Origin of the sequence: Streptomyces sp. G-G2, assembly GCF_030063135.1 — a bacterium.
Lineage (GTDB): Bacteria > Actinomycetota > Actinomycetes > Streptomycetales > Streptomycetaceae > Streptomyces.
Map to the genome: position 1 here is coordinate 82,852 of NZ_JASISO010000029.1, position 24,542 is coordinate 107,393.

Sequence of the window (24,542 nt, forward strand, 5' to 3'; positions counted from 1 at the left end):
AGGTTCCCTGTGACCCCCGCCACAGTCCCCGGGTGCTCGCGGAGCGCTGAGCGGGACCGGACACGCCTGAGGGCCGGAACGGAGATCCGTCCGGCCCCACGTCGCGCCCCGCGCCGCCCCGCCCCGCCATCAGCGCATCCCGCGCACCGCCCGGGAGCTGAGCACGCCCACCGCCGTCAGCGCGAGGACCGCGCCCGACACCGCGAACATCGGCCCGCTGCCGTGCTGGGCCAGGGCTCCGCACAGGATCAGCGACAGCGGAGCCATCGCGTAACTCAGGACCATGTCCACCGAGATCACCCGGCTCAGCACCGAGGGGTCGATGTTGCGCTGGATCCAGCTGAGGCCGAAGACCCCCTGGAAACCGATGCCGAAGCCCATCACCAGGACGGTCACGAACGCCGCGACCGTACTGTCCACCATGCCCAGCACCCCCATGCCCACCGCGAGCCACCCCGCGAGCGCGGCGATCAGCAGGCCCACCCGGGGCAGGCTGCTGAGGGAGCCGCCGACCAGCGTGCCGAGCATCGCCCCGCCCGCCAGCGCGCCGTTGAGCACGCCCAGGGTCATCGAACCGCCGTGCAGGTCCACCTTGGCCAGCGTGGCGAAGCCCACCGTGAACGTCCCGGCGTAACAGAACGTCATCGCCATGTCGACGATCAGGATCGAGCGGATCCGCGGGTCCTCCAGGGCGTAGCGCAGACCGGCCCGCATCCGGGTGAGCAGCGAGTCCCCGGCCTCGGTCTCGGCCGCCGCGGCGCCCGACTGGTCGGTGTCCTCCCGGGGTACGGGCGCCAGGGTCCGGATCCGCGAGACGCACAGCCCGCAGAGCGCGAAGCACGCCCCGTCCACGAGGAAGGCGACGGGGGCGTCCGAGAGGGCCACCACCATGCCGCCGACCGCCGGACCGAGGATGGAGGACACCTTCGTGCCGACCGCGAGCAGGGCGTTGGCCGGGGCCAGCAGTTCCTTGTCCACCACCGAGGGCAGGATCGAGGCCCGCGCGGGCTGGAAGAACGCGTCGACGGCGCCGAACGCGGCGGCGGCGCAGCACAGCACGGGCACCGTGAGCGTGCCGGCCATCCCGATCAGCCCCACGCCCACCATCAGCGCGGCCCGGGCCCAGCTGGAGAGGGTCATCAGGGTGCGGGAGGACCACTTGTCGCTGAGCGAGCCGCCGACCATGGTCAGCAGCGCCCGGGGGACCGCCTGGAAGGCGAGGACGTAACCGAGGGTGAGGGTGGACTGGGTCAGGCTCAGCGTGATCCAGGAGAAGGCGATGTAGCTGAAGCCGTCCCCGAGCAGGGACAGGGACTGACCCAGCCACAGCAGCCGGAAGGAGGGCAGTTTGGCGGGCGCGCGCAGGCGGGAACCCGCGCTCGCCAGGGTGGAAGCCATGATCGAACCCTTCGTCGGGCCGCCGGGGGCGGCCACGGGTCGGTAGCGCAGGGGCGCGGGTCAGTAGCGGACGGGCAGAGCCGTCAGGGCGCGGTTGAGCAGGGACAGCTGCCAGGTGTGCCGGTCGGTGGCCAGCGCCAGGTCCGGGTAGTCGCTCACGAGTACGCCGACCACGGCGCAGGCCACCAGCCGGGCCAGCGCGGCTCCGATGCAGAAGTGCGCGCCGAACCCGAAGCCCAGGTGCGAGGTGCTGCCCCGGGCGACACGGAACAGGTCCGGGTCCGCGAAGCGTTCGGGATCCCGGTTGGCGGCCGCGGTCACCAGGAACAGCCGGTCCCCGCCGCGCACCGTACGGCCGTCGAGGTCGAAGTCCCGGGCGGCGCTGCGGATCGACATCTTCGATGGGCCGTCGTAGCGCATCGCCTCCTCGACGGCGAGCGGCACCAGATCGGGGTTCGCGCGGACCGCCGCCAGCTCCTCGGGGTGCCGCAACAGTGCGAGCAGGGTGTTGACGATCAGGTTGCTGGTGGTCTCCCCGCCCGCGAAGGCCATCTGGGTCAGCATCCCGACGAACTCCTCCTCGCTGACCGACTTCCCGATCTGGCCGCCGGCGAGCACCGAGCTGATCAGGTCGTCCTTGGGGTCCGCGCGCCGTTCCCGCACCAGCTCGCCGAGGTAGTCGTCCAGTTTCACCAGGGACTGGAGCGAGGTGCGGTACTCGCGTTCCTCCTGGGCCGCGCCGAGCACCAGGTCGCCCACCCGGGCGTTCCAGTACCAGAAGGAGGGGCTGTGGGCCTGGGGGACGCCCAGCCAGCGGGCGAAGACCAGGGCGGGCAGCGGCCGGGCGATGTCGGCGAGGAGGTCACCGTCGCTGCCGGGCACCGAGCGGCGCGCCAGCATGGCGCGGGTGGCGCGCTCGACGAAGGTGCGGTAGCGGGCGATGCCGCGGGCGGAGAACTGCTCCTGGAAGACCTGGCGCAGCCGCCGGTGCTGCGGCGGGTCGTTGAAGACCATCCAGCGGGACAGGACGGAGAACGCCCGCTCGGTGTCCTCCCGGGCGCCCTCGGGCACGGCGTCCATCAGCGGCCCCACCCGCTCGGCGGAGACCGCCGGGTCGCGCAGGCAGTGCATCAGCTGGCCGTGCCCGGTGACCAGCCAGGCCCGGTGCATGGCGCTCCAGTGGACCGGGTCGTGGTCGCGCAGGGAGTTCAGGTAGCCGTAGGGGTCCGCGTTGACCCCGGGGTCGAGGAGGTAGCGCTCGGTGAAGGTGGCCGCCGGGGCCGGCGGTGCCGGCGGTGCCGTACGGGTCACCGCGGCCGGCGGGGCGGTCCGCCCGGTGATCGGGCACACCAGGGCGGAGAGGTCCGCGGCCGTGGTCGTGTCGGTGTGCGCGTTGGTGGTCAGGACGGTCATCGGCGTGCCTCCGACTGGATCCGGCCGAGCACAGCAGCGGTCTTGTGCATCAGCCGTTCGGACATCATGGACATGTGGTCGCCCTCGGTGACGTGGACGGTCAGGCCGCCGAGCGCGATCTCGCGCCAGCGTTCGACGTAGGTGCGGAAGTCCACGTCCAGCCCGGGCATCGGTTCGCCGTCGGGCAGTTCCGCGGCCGCGCTGCCCACCAGGAGGTGGACGTGACCGGGGTAGGGGCGCAGTACGTAGTCGGACAGGGCGGTCAGCAGCGAGTGCCAGACCTCGATGGGGGCCTGTTCCACCAGGGCCGCCTCGCCCGGGCTCATACCGGCACCCAGCAGCAGAGTGGTGAGCTCGGCCGTGGCCGCGTCCCGCTCCGGGGACGGCGGCAGCGCACGGACGCGGTCGCGCATCCGCAGCCCCCGCTCCATGTCCCGGCCGACCGCCGCGAGGCGTTCGCCGGCCGCCGGGTGGGGCAGGTGCGGCTCGATCAGCGTCAGCGGTGCGACGATGTGACCGGCCTCGTGCAACTGGGTGGCCATCTCCAGGGCGATGTTGGCGCCCATGGACCAGCCCAGCAGGTCGTGCGGGCCGAGCCCGCCGTGGGCCGTGATCTCGGCGGCGTAGTTGGCCGCGATCCCGGAGATCGTGGTCGGGTCCACCCCGCCGAGCAGGCCGCGGGCCTGGAAGGCCCGCACCGGCTGACCGGGCGGCAGGGCCCGGGCGAGCGGCACGTACCAGGCGCCGCTGCCGCCGCTGGGGTGCACGCACCACAGCGGGGCGCCGTCGCCCTCGCGCAGGCGGACCTCCGAGGTGACGGCCTTCGCGACCGGAGAAGCGTGCGCGGCTCCGGCGTCGGCGCCCCGCTCCGCCGCCTCCGTGGCGCGGGCGGCGAGCCGGGCGATCGTGGGCCGTTCCAGCAGGTCCCGTACGGAGACGCTCAGCCCGCGTGCGGCCGCCTGCGCGGCGACCCGGACGGTGGAGAGCGAACTGCCCCCGAGGGCGAAGAAGTCGTCGTGGACACCGACCCGCGCGATGCCGAGGACCGTGCGCCAGACCTCGGCGAGCACCACCTCGGCCGGCGTGCCCGGTGCGACGTACTCGGTGGCGCTGCCCAGCCGGTCGGCCGGGGGCAGCGGCAGGGCCTTCTTGTCGACCTTGCCGCTGCTGTTGACCGGCATCGCGTCGAGGAAGACGAACCGCGCGGGGACCATGTACGCGGGCACCTTGGCCCGCAGCGCCCGGCGGAAGGGCTCGACGACGGGCTCCACCCCCTCCTCGGGCACCACGTACGCCACCAGCGCCGGCTCCGGCAGGTCCCGCCGCAGCAGGACCACCGCCTGCTGCACCTCGGGCAGTTCCCGCAGCCCGTGTTCGATCTCGCCGAGCTCGATCCGGAACCCGCGCAGCTTCACCTGGCTGTCGCGGCGGCCGAGGACCTCCACCGCGCCGTCGGGCAGCTGGACGCCGATGTCTCCGGTGCGGCACAGCCGGCCGCCGGGGGCGCCGTACGGGTCGGGGACGAACGCGGCGGCGGTCAGGCCGGGGCGGTTCACATAGCCCCGGCCGATGGCCCGCCCGCCCAGGTAGACCTCGCCCCGCACCCCGACGGGAACCGGCTGGAGGTCCTCGTCGAGCACGTAGACCTGGGTGTTGCGCATCGCCCAGCCGATCGGGGGGCGCTTGCAGTCGGGCTTGAGGAGGGTGGAGACGGACCACACGGTCGTCTCGGTGAGCCCGTAGACGTTGTAGAACCGCCGTCCGCGCGCCCACTTCTGGGCCAGTTCGGCCGGGCAGGCCTCGCCGGCCACCTGGAGGGTCCGCAGGGCGGGGAAGCGGTCCTCGCCGAGGGCCGCCAGGGCGCTCGGGGCCAGCATCGCGACGGTGATCCCGTAGTCGAGCAGGGTGTTGGCGAGGTCGGCGCCGGCGCGCAGCCCTTCCCTGGTCGGGGTGCACAGCTGGGCGCCGTTCGCCAGGGCCCAGGTCAGGTCCATGATGGAGACGTCGAAGCTGAGGGAGGCGAACTGGAGCACCCGGTCGGCGGGGGTCACGGGGAACAGGTCGCGCTGGCCCTCCAGCATGTTGGTCAGGCTGCGGTGCTGGATGGTGACGCCCTTGGGCGTGCCCGTGGAGCCCGAGGTGTAGAGGACGTAGGCCGCGTTGTCCGCGGTGACGGCGAGCGCCGGCGCCGGGACCTCGACGGGCGCCGCCCAGGTCGCCGGATCGTCCACGACCAGGGTCGGGCCGTCGAACGGCACCGTCCCCAGCAGCGAGGACTGGGTGATCAGCACCTGCATCCCGCTGTCCCGGGCGATGAACTTCAGCCGGTCGGACGGGTGCTGCGACTCCAGCGGCAGGAACGCGCCGCCCGCCCGCAGCACACCGAGCACGGCCCGGACCATCTCCGGACCCCGGTCGAGGCAGATGCCGACCGGTACCTCGGGGCCGACCCCGAGGGCACGCAGCCGGTCCGCCAACTGGTGCACCGCGGTGTCCAGGTCGGCGTACGTGACCTCCCGCCCGCCCTGCCGGACGGCCACCGCGTCGGGCGTGAGCACGGCGTGCTCGGCCACGCACTCGTGGAACATCAGCGAGGTGTTCGCCAGCTCGGGGCCGCGGCCCCACTCCTCCAGTGCCCGCATCCGCGCCTCGCCGGCCAGCGTCGGCGCCGTGACCGGATCCCCGGGCCGCGCGGTCATCGCCTTCAGCACCCCGCACATCAGGTCGGCGAGCTGCTCGGCGGTGGCCGGGGCCAGGTAGTCCGGGTCGACGTCGAGGGTGAAGGACTCGACGCTGGCGTTGAGCATCAGCGGGAACGCCGTGCGGGCGATCTCCAGCGAGTCGTCCCAGCTGTCACCGGACAGCCGGTGGAAGTTGACGTAGTTGAAGAGGGTGTCCGCCAGACTCGGCTCACCCGGCCGAAGCTGCGCGAGGCGGGCCAGCGGCACCCTGCGGTAGGGGAGCATCTCCTGCTCGGCGGCGAACGCCGCCTTCAGGTACTCCAGCCAGCTGCCCCGGGGGCGCCGGACGCCGAACGGCACGGTGTTGAGGAACAGCCCGCGCATCCGGTCGGAGCCGGGCACCTCGGGCCGGCCGTTGGTGACCAGGCCGACCGAGTGGCCCTCGGCGGAGCCGTCGCGCTCGGCGAACAGGCTCATGGTGTGGTGGAACGCGCAGAGCAGGACGGTACGGCGGGGCACCCCGGCCAGCCGCGCCAGCCGGCCGATCGGCTCGGCGAGGGCCGCGTACGAGCGGCGCGCCTCGTGCACGAACTGCCCGCCTTCGGCGCCCTCCGTACCGCGCCGGGTGAACCGGATCGGGCTCAGGTCGCTCAGCGCCGAGCGCCAGTACTCCAGGCCCTCCTCGTCGACGAGCGCGGCCCGCTCCAGCGCGACGTACTCGGCGTACGGGGGCGCCGCCTGCAGCTGCGGGGTCCGGCCCTGCGCCACGGCCTGCCGGTGCAGGTCGAGCAGGTCCGCGATCAGCGAGGTGAGGCTCCAGCCGTCGAGCACCACGTGGCAGTCGGTGAGCGTGAGCCGCAGCTCCCGGTCGGTGAGCCGGTGCAGGTGGATGCGGACCAACGGCGCGGCCGCCAGGTCGAAGCGCCGGGAGAACTCCGCGTCGACGTAGGCCCGTACGGACGCCCACTGCTCCTTGTGGGAGAGCGCGCGCAGATCGCTGTAGCCGACCGGGAGTACGGCGGCGGCGTGCACCAGCTGGAGCGGCTCGGAGAAGGAGACCAGGTCGATGGAGGACCGCAGGATGCTGTGGCCCCGTACCACGGTGTCCACCGCCGTCTGGAAGGCGGCGAGATCGAAGCCCTCCGGCACGGTGATCTTGAGGTCGGTGACGTTGTGGTAGGCGCCGCGGCTCGGGTCGGCCAGCATCTCGTGCAGCATGCCGGCCTGGAGCATGGTCAGCGGGTACGCGTCGTCGAGGCCCCGCGGCAGCCGGGCCGCGTCGGCCGGGTCGAGCTGGGAGAAGGGCTCCACGGGCGCGGGGCCGGCGTCCTCGGCGGCCTCCGTCGCCAGCGCGGCCAGGTCGCCCAGGGTGCGGGCCCGGAACAGGTCCGGGACGCTGAGGCCCAGCCCCGCGGAGCGGGCCTGCCCGATCACGCGCAGGGCCAGCATCGAGTCGCCGCCCAGGTCGAAGAAGTTCGCCGTACGGCTGATCCGCTCGGCGCCCAGCACGTCCGACCAGATGCGGGCCAATGCCTCCTCGGCCGGGCCCGTCGGCGGGACGTATCCGGCGGGCGCGCCCGCCCCCTCGACGGCCACCGCCACCAGGGACTTGCGGTCCACCTTGCCGTTCGCCGTGATCGGCAGCCTGGCGTGGCGTACGAACAGGGCGGGGACCATGTACTCGGGCAGGGTCAGCCGCAGCCGGTCCCGCAGGTCGGCCGCGTCCAGCGGCCGCCCCTCGGACAGCACCACGTGGGCCACCAGCCGGGCCCCGCCGTGCGCGTCGGGCCGGGCCACCACCGAGGCGTCGCGCACCCCGGGCAGCACCCGCAGCGCGGTCTCGATCTCGCCCGGCTCGATCCGGAACCCGCGGATCTTCACCTGGTGGTCGGCGCGCCCCGCGTAGGCGAGCTGCCCGTCGGGCAGCACCCGCACCAGGTCACCGGTGCGGTACATCCGCGCGCCGCCCACGCCGCCCGCGCCGCCCGCGCCGAACGGGCCGAAGGGGTCCAGCGGGAACCGCTCGGCCGTCAGCTCCGGGCGGTTGCGGTAGCCGCGGGCCACCCCGCCGCCCGCGATGTACAGCTCGCCCACCGTGCCCCGGGGCGCCAGCCGCCCCGCCCGGTCCAGGACGTACCCGTGCTGCCCGGCCAGCGGTCGGCCGATCGGCGAGTACACCGCCGCGACCGTGTCCGCCTCGGTGATCAGCCGGTAGGTGACGTGGACCGTGGTCTCGGTGATGCCGTACATGTTCACCAGCGCGGGCCGCCCCGCGGCGGGCCCGGCGAACCAGTCCCGGTAGTCCCGGGCGTCGAAGGCGTCCCCGCCGAAGATCACCGTGCGCAGGGCCAGGTCCGCGAACCCCTCGCCCTGCTGGGCCAGATGGGCCCGCAGCCCCTTGAAGGCGGCCGGGGTCTGGTTGAGCACCGTCACGCGCTCCCCGCGCAGTACGGCGTGCACCGCGGCCGGGTCGCGGACCTCGTCCTCGGTCAGCACCACCACCCGCCCGCCGGAGGTCAGCGGCCCCCACAGCTCCCAGACCGAGAAGTCGAAGGCGGGGGAGTGCAGCAGCGTCCACACGTCGTCGGCGCCGAAGTCGAAGTGGTGGTCCGCCGCGCCGAGCAGCCAGGCCAGGTTGGCGTGGGTGACCTCGACGCCCTTGGGGCGGCCGGTGGATCCGGAGGTGTAGATGACGTAGGCGAGCGAGTCCGGCCCCGGGGCCACGGAGGCGAGTTCCGCCGCGTCCGCCACGGCGTCGGCGGCGCCCGGGGCGCCGGGATCCGCCAGCGGGATCACCCCCACCGCCAACCCCTCCACGGCCGCGCGCCCGGCGTCGTCGGTGACCACCCACTCCACCCCCGCGTCGGCGACGGTGAACTCCCGCCGGGCCCGCGGGTGTGCCGGGTCCAGCGGCAGGTACGCCGCCCCCGCGCGCCACACCCCGAGCAGCGCCACCGCCAGGTCGACCGAGCGGCCCAGGCACACCCCCACCAGGGACTCCGGCCCGATCCCCGTCGCCCGCAGCCGCAGGGCCAGGGCCCGCGAGGCCGAATCGAGTTCGGCGTACGTCAGGGAGCGTCCGCCCCCGGAGACGGCCACGGCGCCGGGCGTCCGCCCGGTGTGTTCCGCCAGCCGCTCCCAGGCGAGCCGGGGCGCCCGGCTCGCCGAGCCCTCGCCCGGCGCCGGGACGGTCCGGTTCGCGGGGCCGTCGGGGCCGAGCAGCTCGGCGATCTCGGCGTCCGTGAGCAGTGCCATCCGGCTCAGCGGGGCGGCCGGCTCCCGGGTGAACGCCCGCAGCACCGCCACCGTGTGCTCGGCCAGCCGGGCCATCGACTGCGCCGCGAACAGGTCGGGGCGGTAGACGAAGCGCAGGCTGAGCCGTCCCGCGTCCTCCAGGACGTCCAGGGTCAGATCGAACTTCGCGGTGGTCAGGTCGATCGGGAAGGCCGTGCCCGTGGCCCCGCCCAGGGCGCAGGAGCCCCGCTCGGCCGTGGTGTGCGTGAACAGCACCTGGACCAGCGGATTGTGGGACAGGTCCCGGTCGGGACTCAGCTCGTCCACCACCCGCTCGAAGGGCAGCGACTGGTGCGAGAGCGCCCCCAGCACGCTCTCCCGGGTCCGGGCGAGCAGCTGGTCGCCGGTGGGGTCGCCTGCCAGGTCGGTCCGTACGACCAGGGTGTTCACGAAGAAGCCGACCAGCTGCTCGGTCTCCGGGCGTTCCCGGTTGGCCACGACCGTGCCGATCGCGATGTCGTCCTGCCCGCTGTGGAACCCCAGGGCGGCCTGGAACGCGGCCATCGTGGTCATGTACGAGGTGGTGTCGGTCCGCTTGCCCGCCTCCACCAGCGCCGCCGTCAGTGCCTCGGGCAGCTCCACGGTGTGCACGGCGCCGGCGGAGGAACGGGTCGCCGGGCGCGGGTGGTCCAGGGGCAGTTCGAGCGGGGTCAGGCCCGCCAGGGCCGCACGCCAGTAGGTGATGTCGGCGCTCTCGTCGCGGCCGCGCTGCCAGATCGCGTAGTCCACGTAGGCGATGGGCGCCGGGTCGGCGGGCGGCGCGCCGCCCTCGGAGCGGGCGCGGTGGAAGGCGCGCAGGTCACGCATGAGCAGGTCGAGGGACCAGCCGTCCGCGACGATGTGGTGCAGGGCGAGGACCAGCACGTGCTCCTCGGCGGCGACCCGCACCAGCGTGGCGCGGAACCCCGGTTCGACGGCCAGGTCGAAGGGGCGCACCGCCGCCGTGCGCACGGCCTCGGCCACGGCCCGGGCGTCCGCGCCGTCGGGCAGCTCCACCAGGTGCAGGCCGCTGCCGTCGGCGGGCAGCACCTCCTGCGCCGGTACGCCGTCCACGTCCGGGAAGATCACGCGCAGCTGCTCGTGGCGGACGATCAGATCGCCGACCGCCGCGTCCAGCGCGGGCAGGTCCAGGGGGCCGGTGAACCGCCAGGCGGCGGGCATCAGGTACTCGACGCCCTCGGGGTCGAGCCGGTGCAGGAAGTACAGGCTTTGCTGCGCGGAGGACAGCGGGATCCGGTCGGGGCGCGGGGTGGCGCGGGGGATGCCCGCGGGCGCGGCGCCCGCCCGGCCGCGCAGCCGGCGCTCCAGGAGCTGCCGGGCCGCCGGGGAGAGCCCGCCCTGAGCGGTGGAGGGTTCGACCTGTGAAGTGGTCATGGGAATGCGGTCCTATCTCGTCTCAGAAGTCAGCCGTCAGGGACAGGTCGATCTCGTCATCGCTCATGCCGGCGATCTCTTCGAACAGCCGGCGCTCCACCTCGGCGGCGAGCAGCTCGACCGTCGGGCGCTCGAACAGGTCGCGGACCTGGACCGGGCAGTCGAAGGCGGCGCGGAGCCGGGAGGCCACCGCCACGGCCCGCAGCGAGTGCCCGCCGAGGGCGAAGAAGTCCTCGCGCACCCCGATCGAGGGCAGGTCGAGGACCTCGGCCCAGATCTGGGCCGTGACCTCCTCGGTGGGGGTCCTCGGGGCCACGGACTCGGCCCGCGCGGGCAGTTCGGGGTCGGGCAGCGCCGTGGTGTCGGTCTTGCCCTGCACGGTCAGGGGCAGGCTGTCGAGGACCACGAAGGCGGCCGGGACCATGTAGCCGGGCAGCAGGGTGCGGCACCAGGCGGCCAGTTCGTCGGCGCCGAAGCCCTGTCCGGCGACGTAGCCGACGAGGGCGCGGTCCCCGCGCAGCTCGCGGACCAGGACGGCGGCGCCGCGCACGCCCTCGTACTGTTCGAGTACGGCCTCGATCTCGCCGGGTTCGATGCGGAACCCGCGGATCTTGACCTGGTGGTCGGTCCGCCCGAGGAAGTCCAGCTCGCCGCCCGGCAGTCGGCGCACGATGTCGCCGGTGCGGTAGAGCCGCCCGCCGGTGGCGCCGTACGGGTCGGGGACGAACCGCTGGGCGGTCAGCGCGCCCTGGCCGAGGTAGCCGCGAGCCAATTCCGCCCCGCCGATCAGCAGTTCGCCCGGCACGCCGACGGGTACCAACTCGTCGTGCGCGTCCACGACGTACAGGCGCCGCTCGCCCCAGGGCCGGCCGATCGGGACCCGGCCCCCGACCGGCCCGGTGACCAGGTGGGAGGTGGCCGAGATGACCGTCTCCGTGGGGCCGTAGGTGTTGTGGACGGGGACGTCGGGCAGGTGGGCGAACCACCGCTCCAGCGGGGCCGAGGGCATGGCTTCCCCGCCGGTCACCACCAGCCGCAGGCTCTTGAGGTCCCCGGCCACCGTGTCGAGGCGGGCGGCGATCTCCTCCCAGTAGGAGGGGGTGACCTCCATGACGCTGACGCCCTCCGCCCGCACCTGTTCGGCGAGTTCCTCCACCGTCCACACCTCGTCGGGGCGGATCAGCACCGTGCCCCCCGCGCCGAGGGCGGGCAGGATCTGTTCCAGGGAGGCGTCGAAGGAGTGGGAGGCGAAGTTCAGCACCCGGTCGTCGGCGGTGATCCCGAACCGCTCCCGCGCGGCCAGGGTGTGGGCGGCCAGTGCGTGGTGCTCGACCCCGACCGCCTTGGGGCGGCCGGTGGAGCCCGAAGTGAAGATGACACAGGCCAGCTCGTGGGAGCCGGGGACGTGCCGGGGCGCGTCCGGGGCGGCCGTGATCCCCTCGACGAGGACCACCGGCCGGTCCAGCGCGGCCGCCAGCGACGCGGTCGGACCGTCGGTGACGACGCAGCGCACCCCGGCCCGCTTCACCATGAACCGCAGCCTTTCCTCGGGCAGTTGCGGATCCAGCGGTACGTACACCCCGCCCGCCCGCCAGATGGCCGCCATCGCGGCCACCGACCAGGTACCGCGCCGCAGGCACACCCCGACCGGGGTCTCCGGGCCGACCCCGGCCTCGGCCAGCGACAGCGCCAGGCCGCCGGTCAGCGCGTCCAGCTCCCCGTACGTCAGGACCTGCTCCCCGCAGACCAGGGCCACCGCGTCGGGCTCGCCCGCCACCGTGAAGGGCGGCACTTCCGCGACCGCGGGTGAACTGCCCGCCACCCCCACCAGCTCCGCCCGTTCCTCGGCCGACAGCAACTCCAGCCGCCCCACGGGCCGCTGCGGCGCGGCCACCACCGCGGCCAGCACCCGGCCCACGTGCCCGGCGAACCGGGTCACCGTCCCGGGATCGAAGAGGTCGCTCGCGTACTCGACGTTCAGCGCGAACCGGTCCGGATAGAGCAGGAAGGTGGCCGTCAGGTCGAACTTCGCCGAACGCCACGGCAGGACGAAGTGCTCCACCTCCAGCCCCGCCACCCGCGGACCGCCGGCCGGGCTCTCCTGTACGTCGAACATCACCTGGAACAGCGGATTGCGCGAGGGGTCCCGCTCCGGGCGCAGCTGTTCCACCAGCCGCTCGAAGGGCACCTCCTGGTGGTCGAAGGCCCCCAGTACGGTCTCCCTGACCCGGCCCAGGAACTCCTCGAAGGTGGGCTCGCCGGTCAGATCGGCCCGTAGCACCACCGTGTTCACCAGCAGTCCCACCAGCCGCTCCAGCTCCACCTGCCCGCGCCCCGCCACCGGGGTGCCCACCGACAGGTCCCGCTGCCCCGACCAGCGGCCCAGCACGATCTGGGTCACCGCCAGCAGGACCATGAACCGGCTCACCCCGTAGCGCCGGGTCAGCTCGCCCAGCCCGGCCGCCAGCTCGGCGGGCAGCTCCACCTCGACCGCCCCGCCCCGGCCCGACCAGCCCGCCGGGCGCGGCCGGTCGGTGGCCAGCTCCAGCGCGGGCACCCCGGCGAGGTTGCGCTCCCAGTAGTCCAGTTGCCGCTCCAGCACCTCCCCGGTCAGCCGGTCGCGCTGCCAGACGGCGTAGTCCCCGTACTGCACCGGTACGGGCGCCAGCTCCGCCGGCTCCCCGGCCAGCCGGGCGCGGTAGCAGGCCGACAGCTCACCGATCACGATGTCCTTGGACCAGCCGTCGGTGGCCGCGTGGTGGAAGGCGATGACCGCGACGTGGTCCCCGGCCCCCAGCTCCCACACCCCGGCGCGCAGCAGCGGCGGCCGGTCCAGGGCGAAGCGGCGGGTGGCGAAGCCGAAGGCCTGCTCACGGACCGCGTCGAGCCGTGCGGACTCCTCGCCCGGCGCGGCCTCCCGCCACTCCAGGGGTACGCCGACCCCCTCCAGCACCCGCTGCACGGGTTTTCCGTCCAGCTCGCTCAGCGCCGTCCGCAGCGCCTCGTGCCGGGCGACGACATCATCCAGCGCGCCCTGCCAGGCCGCCCGGTCCAGGCCGCCGCGCACCCGCCAGGAGAACCACAGCACGTACTCGTCACCCGCGTCCGACATCCGGTCCAGGAACCACATGCGCTCCTGGGCGAAGGACTGCGGCAGCGGCCCCGAGCGGTCGACCGGGACCACGGTGCTCGCCCCGGCCTCGCGGGCCGCCGCCACCAGCGGGCCGAAGGCGCGGATGCTCGGGTTCTCGAACAGGGTGCGCAGCTCCACCTCGCGGCCGAGGCGCTCGGCGATCCGCGAGACCGCCATCGTGGCCAGCAGCGAATGGCCGCCCAGGTCGAAGAACCCGTCGTCGATGCCGACCCGGTCCACTCCCAGGACCTCGGCCCAGATCGCGGCGACCACCCGCTCGGTCGCGTCGCGCGGGGCGATGAACTCGGCGCCGCCCACGGCCCGGTCCCGGTCCGGCCGGACGGCGGGCAGCGCGGCCCGGTCCAGCTTCCCCGACGCGTTCACCGGCAGCGCGTCGAGCGCCGTGAAGTCGCCGGGGACCGCGTAGTGCGGCAGCCGCTCCGCGCAGAAGGCGCGCAGCGCCGCGGGGGCGGGCGGCGCGCCGGCGCCCACCACGTAGCCGGTCAGGCTCGGGCCGCCCCGGGCGTCGGCCCCGACGGCCACCGCGGCGGCCACCACCCCGGGGCACTCCAGCAGGACGGCCTCGATCTCGCCGAGTTCGACGCGGAACCCGCGGATCTTGACCTGGTCGTCGGTCCGGCCGAGGAACTCCAGCTCTCCGGTGGGCAGTCGGCGTACCAGGTCGCCGGTGCGGTAGAGCCGGCCGCCGCCCCCGCCGAAGGGGTCGGGGACGAAGGTGCCCGCGGTCAGCGCGCTGCGGCCGAGGTAGCCGCGGGCCAGCTCCGCGCCGCCGATCAGGAGTTCGCCGGGAACCCCCTCGGGGACCAGCTCGTCCCGCTCGTCCACCACGTACAGCAGGCGCCCGCCCAGCGGGCGGCCGATCGGGACCCGGGAGCCGCCCGCGCCGATGTCGTGGGTGGCGGCGGTGACGGTGGTCTCCGTCGGGCCGTAGGCGTTGACCACCCGCACCGAGGGGACCCGCTCCTGCCAGGTGGCCAGCGCCCCCGCCGGGACGGACTCGCCGCCCAGGATCAGCAGCCGCAGCGGGGCCAGCGCGGCGGCCGAGGCGCCCGTGAGCGAGAAGGCCAGCTCGGCCCAGTAGGTGGGCGGCAGGTTCAGCACGGTGATCCCGTGCCGCTCGACCACCGAGGGCACCCGGCCGGGCAGCCACTGCTCGTCCGGGCGGACGACCACGCGCGCCCCGCAGCCCAGGGCGGTCAGCAGCTGGTCGAAGGAGGCGTCGAAGCAGAAGGAGGAGAAGGCGAGCACCCGGTCCGCCGCCGTGATCCCGAACTCGGCCCGGGCGGCGGCGACGTGCGCGGCCATCGCCCGGTGCTCGACCCCGACTGCCTTGGGGCGGCCGGTGGAGCCCGAGGTGAAGATGACGTAGGCGAGGTCCCCGGGGTCCGGGACGTGCCGGGGCGCGGGCCCGGCGACGGATCCGGCGTCCTCGACGGCCAGCACCCGCGGACCGAGCGCGTCGGCCGTCTCCCGGGTCGCGGAGTCGGTCAGCACGTACCGCACGTCCGCCTCCGCGGCCATGAACCCCAGCCGCTCCAGCGGGAGCTGACGGTCCATCGGGACGAACACCGCGCCCGCCCGCCAGATCGCGGCCATGGCGGCCACCGCCGGGATCCCGCGCCGCATGCACACCCCCACCGCGGTGCCCGGCCGGACCCCCGCCCCCGCGAGGGCGGCGGCCAGCGAACCGGTCAGGGCGTCCAGCCCGCCGTAGGTCAGGGACTCCTCCCCGCAGACCAGGGCCACCGCGCCGGGGTCCCCGGCCACGGTGAAGGCGGGAGCGGGGCCGCTCGTCGCCCCCGTTCCGGCCAGGGCGATCAGCCGCTCCCGCTCGGCCCCGGGCAGCGGGGCCAGCTCCCGGGCGAGCGCCGCGACCGGAGCCCCGGGCGCGGCGAGCACCGCGCGCAGCAGGGCGACGTACCCCTCGGCGAACCGCTCCATCGTGGCGTCGTCGAACAGCGTGGTGGAGTACTGGAGTATCGCCGCGACATCGCCGTTGGCGCGCAGGCTCAGGTCGAGGAAGACGTCAAGTCCGGTGCCGCCGAGCGGAGTCGGGACGAGCGCCACGTCCAGGTCCGCCAGCCGCGCCGGCGCCGGGGCGTTGTTCAGCAGGGTGAAGGAGGCCTGCGCGAGCGGGTGCCGGGACAGGTCGCGCTCGGTGACCACCTCCCCGACCACCCGGTCGAAGGGCGCGTCGGCGTGCGAGAAGTCCTTCAGCGCCCCGGTCCGGACCCGGGTCAGCAGCTCCGTGAAGGCCGGGTCCCCGGCCAGGTCGGTGCGCAGCACGATGGTGTTGACGAACGGCCCGATCAGGGCGGCCACCCCGGGCCTGCCGCGGTCGGCCAGCGTGGTGCACACGGCGATGTCGGAGCGGCCAGAGTAGCGCGCCAGCAGGGCCTGGTAGACCGCGAGCAGCAGCATGTACCGGGTCGCACGGTGCTCCCGGGCCACCCGGTCCGCCTCGGCGACCAGCGCGGCGGGCAGCTCGAAGCGCACCACGTCCCCGCAACCGTCCCAGAACGCGGGCCGGGGCCGGTCGGCGGGCAGCGCCAGCGGGGCCACCCCGGCCAGCCGCTCGCGCCAGTACCCCATCAGGCGCTCCATGCGCGGCCCGCTCAGCCGCTCGGCCTCGGCGGCGGCCACGTCGGTGTACTGGAGCCCGGGCGCCGCCACCGCCTCGCCCCGGTAACCGGCGTCCAGCTCGCGCAGCAGGACGCCCCAGGACCAGCCGTCGACCGCGATGTGGTGGACCACCACGAGCAGCAGGTGCTCCTCGGGGCCCAGCCGGGTCAGGGTGGCCCGCAGCGGGTGCTCCTGGGCCAGGTCGAGCGGGCGGCCCAGCTCCCGGGCGAAGACCTCGGCGGTGCTCCCCGCCTCGAAGAGCCCGAGGGGGACCGGCCCGGCGGGATCGACGCGGGGTACCGGCTCCCCGTCGACGGCGACGAACCGGGTGCGCAGCACCTCGTGCCGCGCGACGACTCCCGCCAGGGCCCGCTCCAGGGCCGGGACGTCGAGCGCGCCGCGGATCCGCAGGGCCAGGGGGAGCAGGGAGTCGGTGGAACCTCGGGTCAGCTGGTCGAGGAACCACAGCCTGCGCTGCGCGAACGATGCTTTCACTGCGGGCCTCCAAGCGGTGTTTTGCACCACACTGCTGTCTGGAAAGGCCGGTCAGTAGGGAAGAAGACGCAGCCGCGCGCGCAGCCGCCGGGGGTAGAACGCGCAACGGCGGCCCCGCCCGCGCCGAGCGGTCCCGGGGACACCGCCGTCGCGTCCGCGCCGGTCCGTGCCGTGACGTGCCGGTGCTCAGCCCTCGTCCACCGCCACGAAGCGCAGCTCGGAGGTGTAGGCGCGGCCCTCGTCGTCGGTCAGCCAGGCCTGTTCCGGACTGGGCAGCATCTCGGTGATCACGACCCGGCCGTCCGGCTCCTTGCGGGCCAGCCTGCGCACCGCCTTGGCCAGGATGGTGAGGTACACCGGGCTGTCGAAGTCCACGTAGAACGGCCGGGTCTCGGTCGGCAGCACCACGAAGACGAACCGGGGCAGACCGTGGCTCTCGCGCCACTGCCGGGCCCGCACGAACCGCCGGGCCTCGTCCTTCTCGTCCGCGAAGGCGATCCCGGACTGCGGCAGCCGCCAGGTCTCCCGGGCCACCACCAGCCGGTCGACGGTCACCCGGGGCGAATGCTCCGCCGCGTCCGGCAGGATCTGGAACAGGTCCATCGCCAGGGTCGTCAGGACGTGCGCGAACACGTCCACCGCCGCGAACTCGGCGCCGTCGGGCAGGACCACCCGCAGTTCGCCGTCGTCCCCCGCCGTCACCGCCACGTCCGCGCTCAGCACGGTGCGCGGCCTGCCGGGATCGGCGGTGAAGTCGACCAGCGCGACGTGGTAGTCCTCGGGCCGCACCAGGGCGTGGCGGGTACGGACCGACAGCCGCGAGCGGTGCTCCTTGGGCAGCAGGGGCATCAGCCGGGGCGCCGGGTGGTCGCGGTCGGTCAGCGCGGTCAGCTCCCGGGCGTCGGGATGCTGGTGGACGAAAAGCGAGGAACCCAGCGTATTGGCCGCCATGTGCAGTTCCCCCAGGACCAGTTCGAACTCACCGCGCTCCACGGCGTCCGTACCGGTCGCGGCGATCATGATGTCCGGACTCAGATAGCGGGCGGCGGTCCAGCCGCCGCGTACGCCCGTCCCGCCGCCCTCACCCCCGCCCGTTCCGGCGTCCGCGCCGAACCGCTCGGCCACCGGACCCGCGATGTCGGCCAGGGTCAGCCGGACCCGGCGGGCGTCCTCGGGCGGCGACAGGATCGCGGCCCAGCGGGCCCTGAACTCCCTTTGCAGTTCCTCCGTTTCGCTGCGCGCCGCGCCGTGCAGGATGGGCATGCAGGCGAACCAGAAGGCGGCCAGGTCCACCGGACCCCGCTCGGCCAGCCGCTCGTACACCTCCGAGGCCTTCGCCATGACCGCCTCGGCGAGCCGCGCGGTGAGCCACCCGGCGCTGGTCAGCAGCGGCTCCAGCGGGGCCATGGCCTCCCGTACGGCCGGGCCCAGCCGGGCGCTCGCCGAGCGGCGGCAGTCGGAGTACACCAGGGCCCGGCACGGAGCCGTGCCGGCCGCCTTCTCCCGGACGGCGGCGGTCTCGGTCAGCGCGACGAACTCGCCCTCCAGCCCGGTCAGCGCGGCCACCAGGGCGTCCGGCCCCTCGGCGGCGGCCACCCGCTCCCGGCCCCGCTCCAGGGTGTCCAGCGCGGCCAGGGCCCGGCCGCGCGCCGCCGGGTCGCCGATCCGGTCCAGCCAGGAGCGCAGGTACCGCTCGGGGCGGGCGTCGGCGGGAACCTCCAGCTTCCACACCGCCCACCGGCGGGCCACGAGCTCCGTCAGCTCCGCCGCGACGTCCGTCCCGGGCAGCTCCGCCGCGATCTCCCGCGCCGTGCGCACCCCGTCGCACCGGGCCAGTACGGCCGCCGTCCCCGGGGCGGCCCGTTGCGCGGGCCGCCCCGGCACCAGCACCTCGGTGCCCGAGAGGCGGACGAACGGCACCCGGCGGGGCGCCACCCAGTCCCGCAGCGCCGGGTCGGCCCCGATCGTCGCGGCCAGCGCGTCCACGGCCCAACTGGCGAAGTACACCTGGGAGTCCGCGATCAGGCCGGAGCCCGGATCGACGGCGATGCCCTCGGCGCCCGCACCGGAGAGGTCCCAGCGGCCCCAGCCGACGGGTCCGAAGAAGCCGATGGTGTCGTTCTTGACGCAGAACCGCTGCCAGTAGTGCGCGACCAGTTCCTCCCGCTGGCGGGGCATGCTGGTGCGACCCGCCGCGGTCGGCGTCCAGTTCAGGAACGGCGCGATCCCCGATGTCAGCACTGGCCGGTTCTGCCAGGCCACCGCCTCCCGGAAGAGGGGCATCCGGGCGATGTCCTGGAGGGCGTAGGCGCTCTCCACCGACGCCTCGGCGAACAGGGCACCGAACTCGGCCCAGCGCTCCCCGGACAACTGCTCTCCCTCGGGGAACTTGTCGGCGGCCGCGGCCAGCCCGTCGGGGGCCAGCCGCAGCACCCCGCGCGCCGGGAAGCCCGGCCCGCGCAGTGCGAACTGCTCCCACAGCCGCCAGCGGCCGCCCCGCAGATACGTCTCGGTCATGGTCTTCCCCTTACGCCCGGACGAGGTCGGCGTCGACGACGGACGCCAGGTCGGCGGGGGACGGGTAGGCGAAGACCAGCGCGACCGGCACCTCCACCCCCACCGCCTCTTCGATCCGCGCGGTGATCCGGAAGGCGGTCAGCGAGTCCCCGCCCCACTCGTAGAAGTCGCTGTCCTCGTGCAGGTCCGGCTCGCCCAGCGTGTCGCGGTAGATGCCGAGCACCAGCTCCGTCAGCTCGGCGCCGGTCACGGGCGTGGTCGCGGCCGGGTTCAGGGACGTGGTCATGAGATCTCCTCCAGATACGGTTCGGTGGCCGCGGCGGCGGTCAGCGCCGCGGTGGTGTTGCCGCCCGAGACGATGGCGACGGCGCGGCCGGTGCCCCGGCCCGCGCGCAGCGCCCCGGCCATGGCGACGGCCCCGCTGGGTTCGGCCTCGACCCCGCACCGCCGCAACAGTGCGGCGGCGGCCAGGATCTCGGCGTCGGACACGGCGATCAGGTCGTCGACCCGGTCCCGGATGACGGGGAAGGTCACCGCTCCCGGCTGCTGCCCGCGCAGCCCGTCGGCGACGGTGTCGCTTGGCGACAGCCGTACGGGCCTGCCCGCCGCCAGCGAACGGGCGTAGCGGGGTGTGGCGGCGGGCTCCACGCCCACCACCCGCACCCGGTGGCCGCGGGCGGCCAGGCAGACCCCGGCGAGCAGCCCGCCCCCGCCGGTCGGTACGTAGACGGTCTCGACGTCGGGGACCTCCGCCAGGATCTCCGCGCCGACCGTGCCCTGCCCGGCGATCACGAGTTCGTGGTCGGAGGAGGGCACGAACACCGCGCCGGTGTCCCGGGCCAGCTCCACGGCCCGGCAGTCCCGCTCGGCGACCCCGCCCGCCGTGGAGACCACCCGGCCGCCCATGGCCCGGATCAGCGCGGCCTTCTCCGCGCTGGCCCCGGCCGCCATCACGACGGTCACCTCGACCCCCAGCGGGACGGCCAGCCGGGCCAGCGCGATCCCGTGGTTGCCGGAGGAACCGGTGACGATCCGGTGCGCGCCCAGGGCCAGGACGGCGTTGGCCGCGCCCCGGATCTTGAACGAGCCGCTGTGCTGGAGGTGTTCGGCCTTCAGCAGCAGGGCGCACTCCGAGCGCGGCCCGCCCGGCGCGGCCAGGCCCGGCAGCAGCGGGGTCCGCCGGACGTACCCGGCGAGCCGCTCCGCGGCCGCGTCCACATCGGCCGGGCCCAGGGTGTTGACGGCGACGGTCATGACCGGGTGCCTCCGCTCTCGGCCAGGGCACGCCGGTCGGCCTTGCCCCCGCGGGTGGTGGGGAGTTCCGCCAGCCGCACGAAGCGGCGCGGCATCAGGTGCGGCGGCAGGGTGGTCCCCAGGTGCGCGCGCAGTGCGGTGTCGGGGACCCCGGAGTCGCCGGTGACGTGCGCGATCAGGAACACCCGGCCCTGCCCGTCGGTGTCGGAGGTGACCACCGCGCCGCTCACGCCGGGGTGGGTCAGCAGCGCGCCCTCCACCTCGGCCGGGTCGACGCGGTAGCCCCGGATCTTGACCTGGCGGTCGCCCCGGCCCAGGTAGCTCAGGCCCTCGGGGCCGCGCCGGGCCAGGTCCCCGGTCCGGTACAGCCGGGCGCCGGGTGGCCCCAGCGGGTCCGGTACGAACCGTTCGGCGGTCCGGGCGGGCAGCCCGCGGTAGCCCCGGGCCACCCCGGTCCCGCCGATGTACACCTCGCCCGTGTCCCCGTCGGCGACCGGCGCGAGGTCCGCGTCCAGCAGGCGTACGACGACCCCGTCGATCGGGGTCCCGACCCGGTCCGCGGTGACCGCGGCGGGATCGGGGCGGGCCGGGACGGCGTAGCGGGTCGAGGTCATCGTGCATTCGGTGGGCCCGTACTGGTTGACCAGCGAGCCCGAGATCAGCGCGCGCCCGCCCGCCGTCAGGAACGGCCGCAGCGACTCCCCGCTGGAGACCACCAGCCGCAGCCCCGCGAGCAGCCCGGCCGCGTCCGGCCGGCCGGCCAGGAACGACAGGAACGACGGGGTCACGCTGAGCAGCGCGTTCACCCCGTGCTCGCGCACGGCCTCCCCGAACTCCTCCGGCCGCAGCAGCGCCGAGCGCGGCACGACGATCAGCCGCCCGCCCGCCAGCAGCGGCGCGAAGGTGTCCCGCACCGAGGCGTCGTACCCCAGCGGCGCCACCTGGAGGCCCACCGTGTCCGGCCCGAGGCCGTAGTCCCGGACGACGAAACGCAGGTACGCATCGAGACCCCTGTGCTCGACCAGCACCGCGCTCGGCTCCCCGGTGGACCCGGAGGTGTGACTGACGTACGCCAGGCCGCGCTCCGGCGGCCCCCCGGCGGGCGCGGCGCCCGCCGCCGTGGCCCCGGGCCGGTCCAGCAGCACCCGCGGCCCCACGGCGGGCAGGTCGAGCCGCGCGGCCAGCGCCGAGGTGGTGAGCAGCATCTCGGCGCCGCCGCTGCGCGCCAGCGCCGCCAGCCGGGCCGGGGGCTGCTCCGGGTCCAGGCCCAGGAACGCGGCGCCGGAGCGCACCACGGCCGCGACCGCGACCACGGCGTCCACGCCACGTTCCACGGCCACCGCGCACACCACCTCGGGGCGGGCGCCGCGGGCCCGCAGCACCCCGGCGAGGGACTCGATCCGGGCGCTGAGTTCCTCGTACGTCAGCTCCCCGGCCGGGGTGACGACCGCGACCCGGTCGGGACGGCTCCCTGCGTGCGCGGCGATGTCGTCGACGAAGGTCCGCATCACGCGTCCCCGCCCCGGTGCGCGCCGGCCGGGCGGACACCCGCGGGGTGCGCGCCCGCCGGGTGCACGGCGCTCTGGTCGACCGCGACGAAGCGCAGTTCGGAGGTGTAGGTGCGGCCCTGGTCGTCGGTCAGCCAGGACTGCTCCGGGGTCGGCAGCATCTCGCTGATCTTCAGCCGTGCCTCCGGGTCCTTGCGGGCCAGTCTGCGGGCCGCCTTGGCCAGGATGGTCAGGTACACCGGGCTGTCGAAGTCGACGTAGAACGGCCTGGGTTCGGTGGGGGAGACCACGAACACGAAGCGCGGCAGGTCGTGTTCGCGCTGCCAGTGCCGGGCCCGGACGAACCGCCTGGCCTCGGACTTCTCATCGGCGAAGGTGAGTTCGTCGGCGGGGAAGGACCAGGTCTCGCGCGCCACGATCATCTTGTCGATGCTGATCCGCGGTGTGTGGTCGCCCTCTGGACGCAGCGTGAACCGGTCCATGATCCGCTGGGTCAGGGTGTTGGCGTAGACGTCGAGCAGCGAGAAGGCGGTCCCGTCGGGCAGCACCGCCGTCAGCGCCCCGTCCCGGTCCTCCACCGCGACGTCCGCGCTGAGCACGGTGCGCGGCCGGTGCGGGTCGCCCGTGTCGTCGACCAGTGAGACGTAGTAGTCCTGCGGCCGGTCCAGGGAGGGCCTGCTGCGCGTGGACCACTTCAGCGGCAGCTCCTTGGGCAGCATCGGCAGCAGCCGGGGCTCCGGGAAGTCCCGGGTGGTCTCCGCGATCAGCTGCTCCCGGTCGGGGTGCTGGTGCACGAAGAGCGAGGCCCCCATGGTGTTGAGCGCGCTGTGCATCTCGCCCAGCACCAGGGCGAACTCACCCCGGGCCACTGCCTGCGCGTCCTCCGCGAGCACGAGCACGTCGGGGCTGAAGTAGCGGGCCAGCGACCAGCCCGCACCGGGCTCCTCGAACTCCTCGCGGACCTGCTCGGCGATGTCGGCCGCGGACACCCGCACGCTGCGGGCCCCTTCCGGGACCTGAAGGATCCGGGCCCACTTCGCGCGCATCTCGGCCTGGATGACGTCCAGATCGGCGCCCGCCTCGGCGTACGGCGACGGCAGGCAGGCCAGCCACATCGAGCCCAGGTCCACCGGACCGCCCGCGTGCAGGCGCTCGTACACCTCGCGCAGCCGTACGCCGACCCGCTCGGTGAACCGGTTCGTCATCCAGCGCGCCGAGGTCAGGCACTGGGCCAGCGGGGTCAGTTCGTCCAGCAGCGCGGTGCCCAGCGTGGCCGTGGCCGACCGCCTGCAGTCGGAGTAGACCAGCCCGCGGCACGGCGCGGTGCGGGACCCCTTGGCGCGCTGGCCGTCGGTGTCGGTCAGCCGGGCGAAGTCCTCCTCCAGCGCGCCGATCGCCCCGGTCAGCGCGTCGGCGTCCAGACCGGCCGCCTGCACCGCGTCGCGGCCGCGCTCCAGCACGGCCAGCCGCTCCAGGGCGGACTCGCGCACCCCGGGGTCGCCGACGCGCTCCAGGATGGCCCGCAGGTCGTGCTCGGGGTGGGTACTGCTCGGCACCTCCAGCCGCCAGTGCACCCAGCGCTTGGACTGGAGCCACTCGACGGTCTCGGTCGCCTCCGCCAGGGTGATCCCCGCCGTTTCGGCGATCGCGGTCACCGACCGGGTCCCGTCGCACAGGTCCAGCACGGCCCGCGCGGAGTCGGTGATGGGCTGGGGCGGCCGGGCGGGCAGCCGGACCGTACGGCCCTCGGCCCGCACGAACGACACCCGGCGCGGCGGGATCCACGCCTTCAGCGCCGGATCGGCGCCCAGCGTCTTGGCGAGCGCGTCGATGGCCCAACTGGCGAAGTACACCTGGGAGTCGGCGAGCAGCCCGGTCCCGGGGTCGACGGCGATGCCCTCGGTGCCCAGGTCCCAGCGGCCCCAGCCGACGGGTCCGAAGAACCCGATGGTGTCGTTCTTGACGCAGAACCGCTGCCAGTAGTGCGCGACCAGTTCCTCGCGCTGGCGGGGCATGCTGGTGCGGCCCGCCGCGGTCGGCGTCCAGTTCAGGAACGGGGCGATGCCCGTGCGCAGGACGGTCCGGTTCTGCCAGGCCACCGCGGCGCGGAAGCGCGGCGCGGCGGCGATCTCCTGGAGCAGGCCCGCGGTGCGTACGGCGCCCGTGTCGAAGGTCTCGGTGAAGGCCTCCCACTCGGGGCCGGCCAGCGCGTCGCGCGGCCCGAACTTGTCGGCGGCCACGCCCAGTCCGGGGGGCGCCATGCGCAGCACCCCTTCGGCCGGGAAACCGGGACCGCGCAGGGCGAAATGCTCCCACAGGCGCCACCCTCCGGTGGGTAGGTGCACGTGGTCCGGGACGTCCGTCATGGCGGAGCTCCTTCCAGGCGGTACTGACTCCGCGCCGGGTACCGTCTTGGGCGTCACCCTGGCTGCCTGGAACCCTGCCGGTGCGCCCGGCGCGCCACCAGGGAAGGACGTGCAGCGGGAGCCGCCGCTCCTTCTGCGCGTTTGTCTCTATGGCGGCCCGCGTTCGCGGGGCAGGCTGGGGCGCGTCGACCGATCGAACGCGGGAGGGCCCAAGCGATGAGTGCCAGCGGTGAGAGCGGCTACCAGGTCGTGCGCAACGAGGAAGAGCAGTACTCCATCTGGCGGCTGGACCGCGAACTGCCGGGGGGCTGGCAGGCCGAGGGCACGTCCGGTACGAAGCAGGAGTGCCTGGACCACATCGAGGAGGTGTGGACGGACATGCGCCCGCTGAGCCTGCGCCGCAGGATGGCCGGAGCCGCCGGCTGACCGCCCGGCCGTCGGGAGTACGAGGAGGCGCCTGCCGGGC

Annotated in this window: 10 protein-coding genes; 1 reads left to right on the plus strand and 9 read right to left on the minus strand. The window is 74.8% G+C overall.

Features of this window, described 5'->3' with window-relative positions:
- Nucleotides 1-129 precede the first annotated feature (129 nt).
- From QMF80_RS22995 to QMF80_RS23035, 9 genes are all read right to left on the minus strand, one after another.
- On the minus strand, nt 130-1,398 hold the full coding sequence (locus QMF80_RS22995) for an MFS transporter (RefSeq protein ID WP_283456165.1): 1,269 nt from the start codon (nt 1,396-1,398) through the stop codon (nt 130-132).
- Between the two features lie 60 nt (nt 1,399-1,458).
- Entirely contained in the window at nt 1,459-2,811 is a 1,353-nt protein-coding gene (locus tag QMF80_RS23000; protein ID WP_283456166.1) for a cytochrome P450, read from the minus strand.
- Nucleotides 2,808-10,160: a non-ribosomal peptide synthetase gene (locus QMF80_RS23005; protein ID WP_283456169.1), complete on the minus strand. Its 7,353-nt coding sequence runs from the start codon at nt 10,158-10,160 to the stop codon at nt 2,808-2,810. Before QMF80_RS23005 ends, QMF80_RS23000 begins: the two co-directional genes overlap by 4 nt.
- 22 nt (nt 10,161-10,182) lie before the next feature.
- Nucleotides 10,183-16,431: a non-ribosomal peptide synthetase gene (locus QMF80_RS23010; RefSeq protein WP_283456170.1), complete on the minus strand. Its 6,249-nt coding sequence runs from the start codon at nt 16,429-16,431 to the stop codon at nt 10,183-10,185.
- Nucleotides 16,432-16,617: 186 nt separating this feature from the next.
- Entirely contained in the window at nt 16,618-18,948 is a 2,331-nt protein-coding gene (locus tag QMF80_RS23015; protein WP_283456172.1) for a lantibiotic dehydratase, read from the minus strand.
- Between the two features lie 10 nt (nt 18,949-18,958).
- Nucleotides 18,959-19,234, minus strand: coding sequence for an acyl carrier protein (locus QMF80_RS23020; RefSeq protein WP_283456174.1), 276 nt, complete (start codon nt 19,232-19,234; stop codon nt 18,959-18,961).
- Complete coding sequence (locus QMF80_RS23025) at nt 19,231-20,202, minus strand: threonine ammonia-lyase (protein ID WP_283456175.1); 972 nt, start codon at nt 20,200-20,202, stop codon at nt 19,231-19,233. Before QMF80_RS23025 ends, QMF80_RS23020 begins: the two co-directional genes overlap by 4 nt.
- Complete coding sequence (locus tag QMF80_RS23030) at nt 20,199-21,710, minus strand: amino acid adenylation domain-containing protein (protein WP_283456177.1); 1,512 nt, start codon at nt 21,708-21,710, stop codon at nt 20,199-20,201. Before QMF80_RS23030 ends, QMF80_RS23025 begins: the two co-directional genes overlap by 4 nt.
- Complete coding sequence (locus QMF80_RS23035; RefSeq protein ID WP_283456178.1) at nt 21,710-24,076, minus strand: lantibiotic dehydratase; 2,367 nt, start codon at nt 24,074-24,076, stop codon at nt 21,710-21,712. Before QMF80_RS23035 ends, QMF80_RS23030 begins: the two co-directional genes overlap by 1 nt.
- A gap of 216 nt (nt 24,077-24,292) precedes the next feature.
- On the opposite strand from QMF80_RS23035, the gene QMF80_RS23040 reads away from it, so the two are divergent.
- The gene (locus QMF80_RS23040; RefSeq protein WP_283456180.1) at nt 24,293-24,502 is read left to right on the plus strand and encodes an MbtH family protein; all 210 of its coding nucleotides are present in this window, start codon (nt 24,293-24,295) and stop codon (nt 24,500-24,502) included.
- The last annotated feature ends 40 nt before the right edge of the window (nt 24,503-24,542 follow it).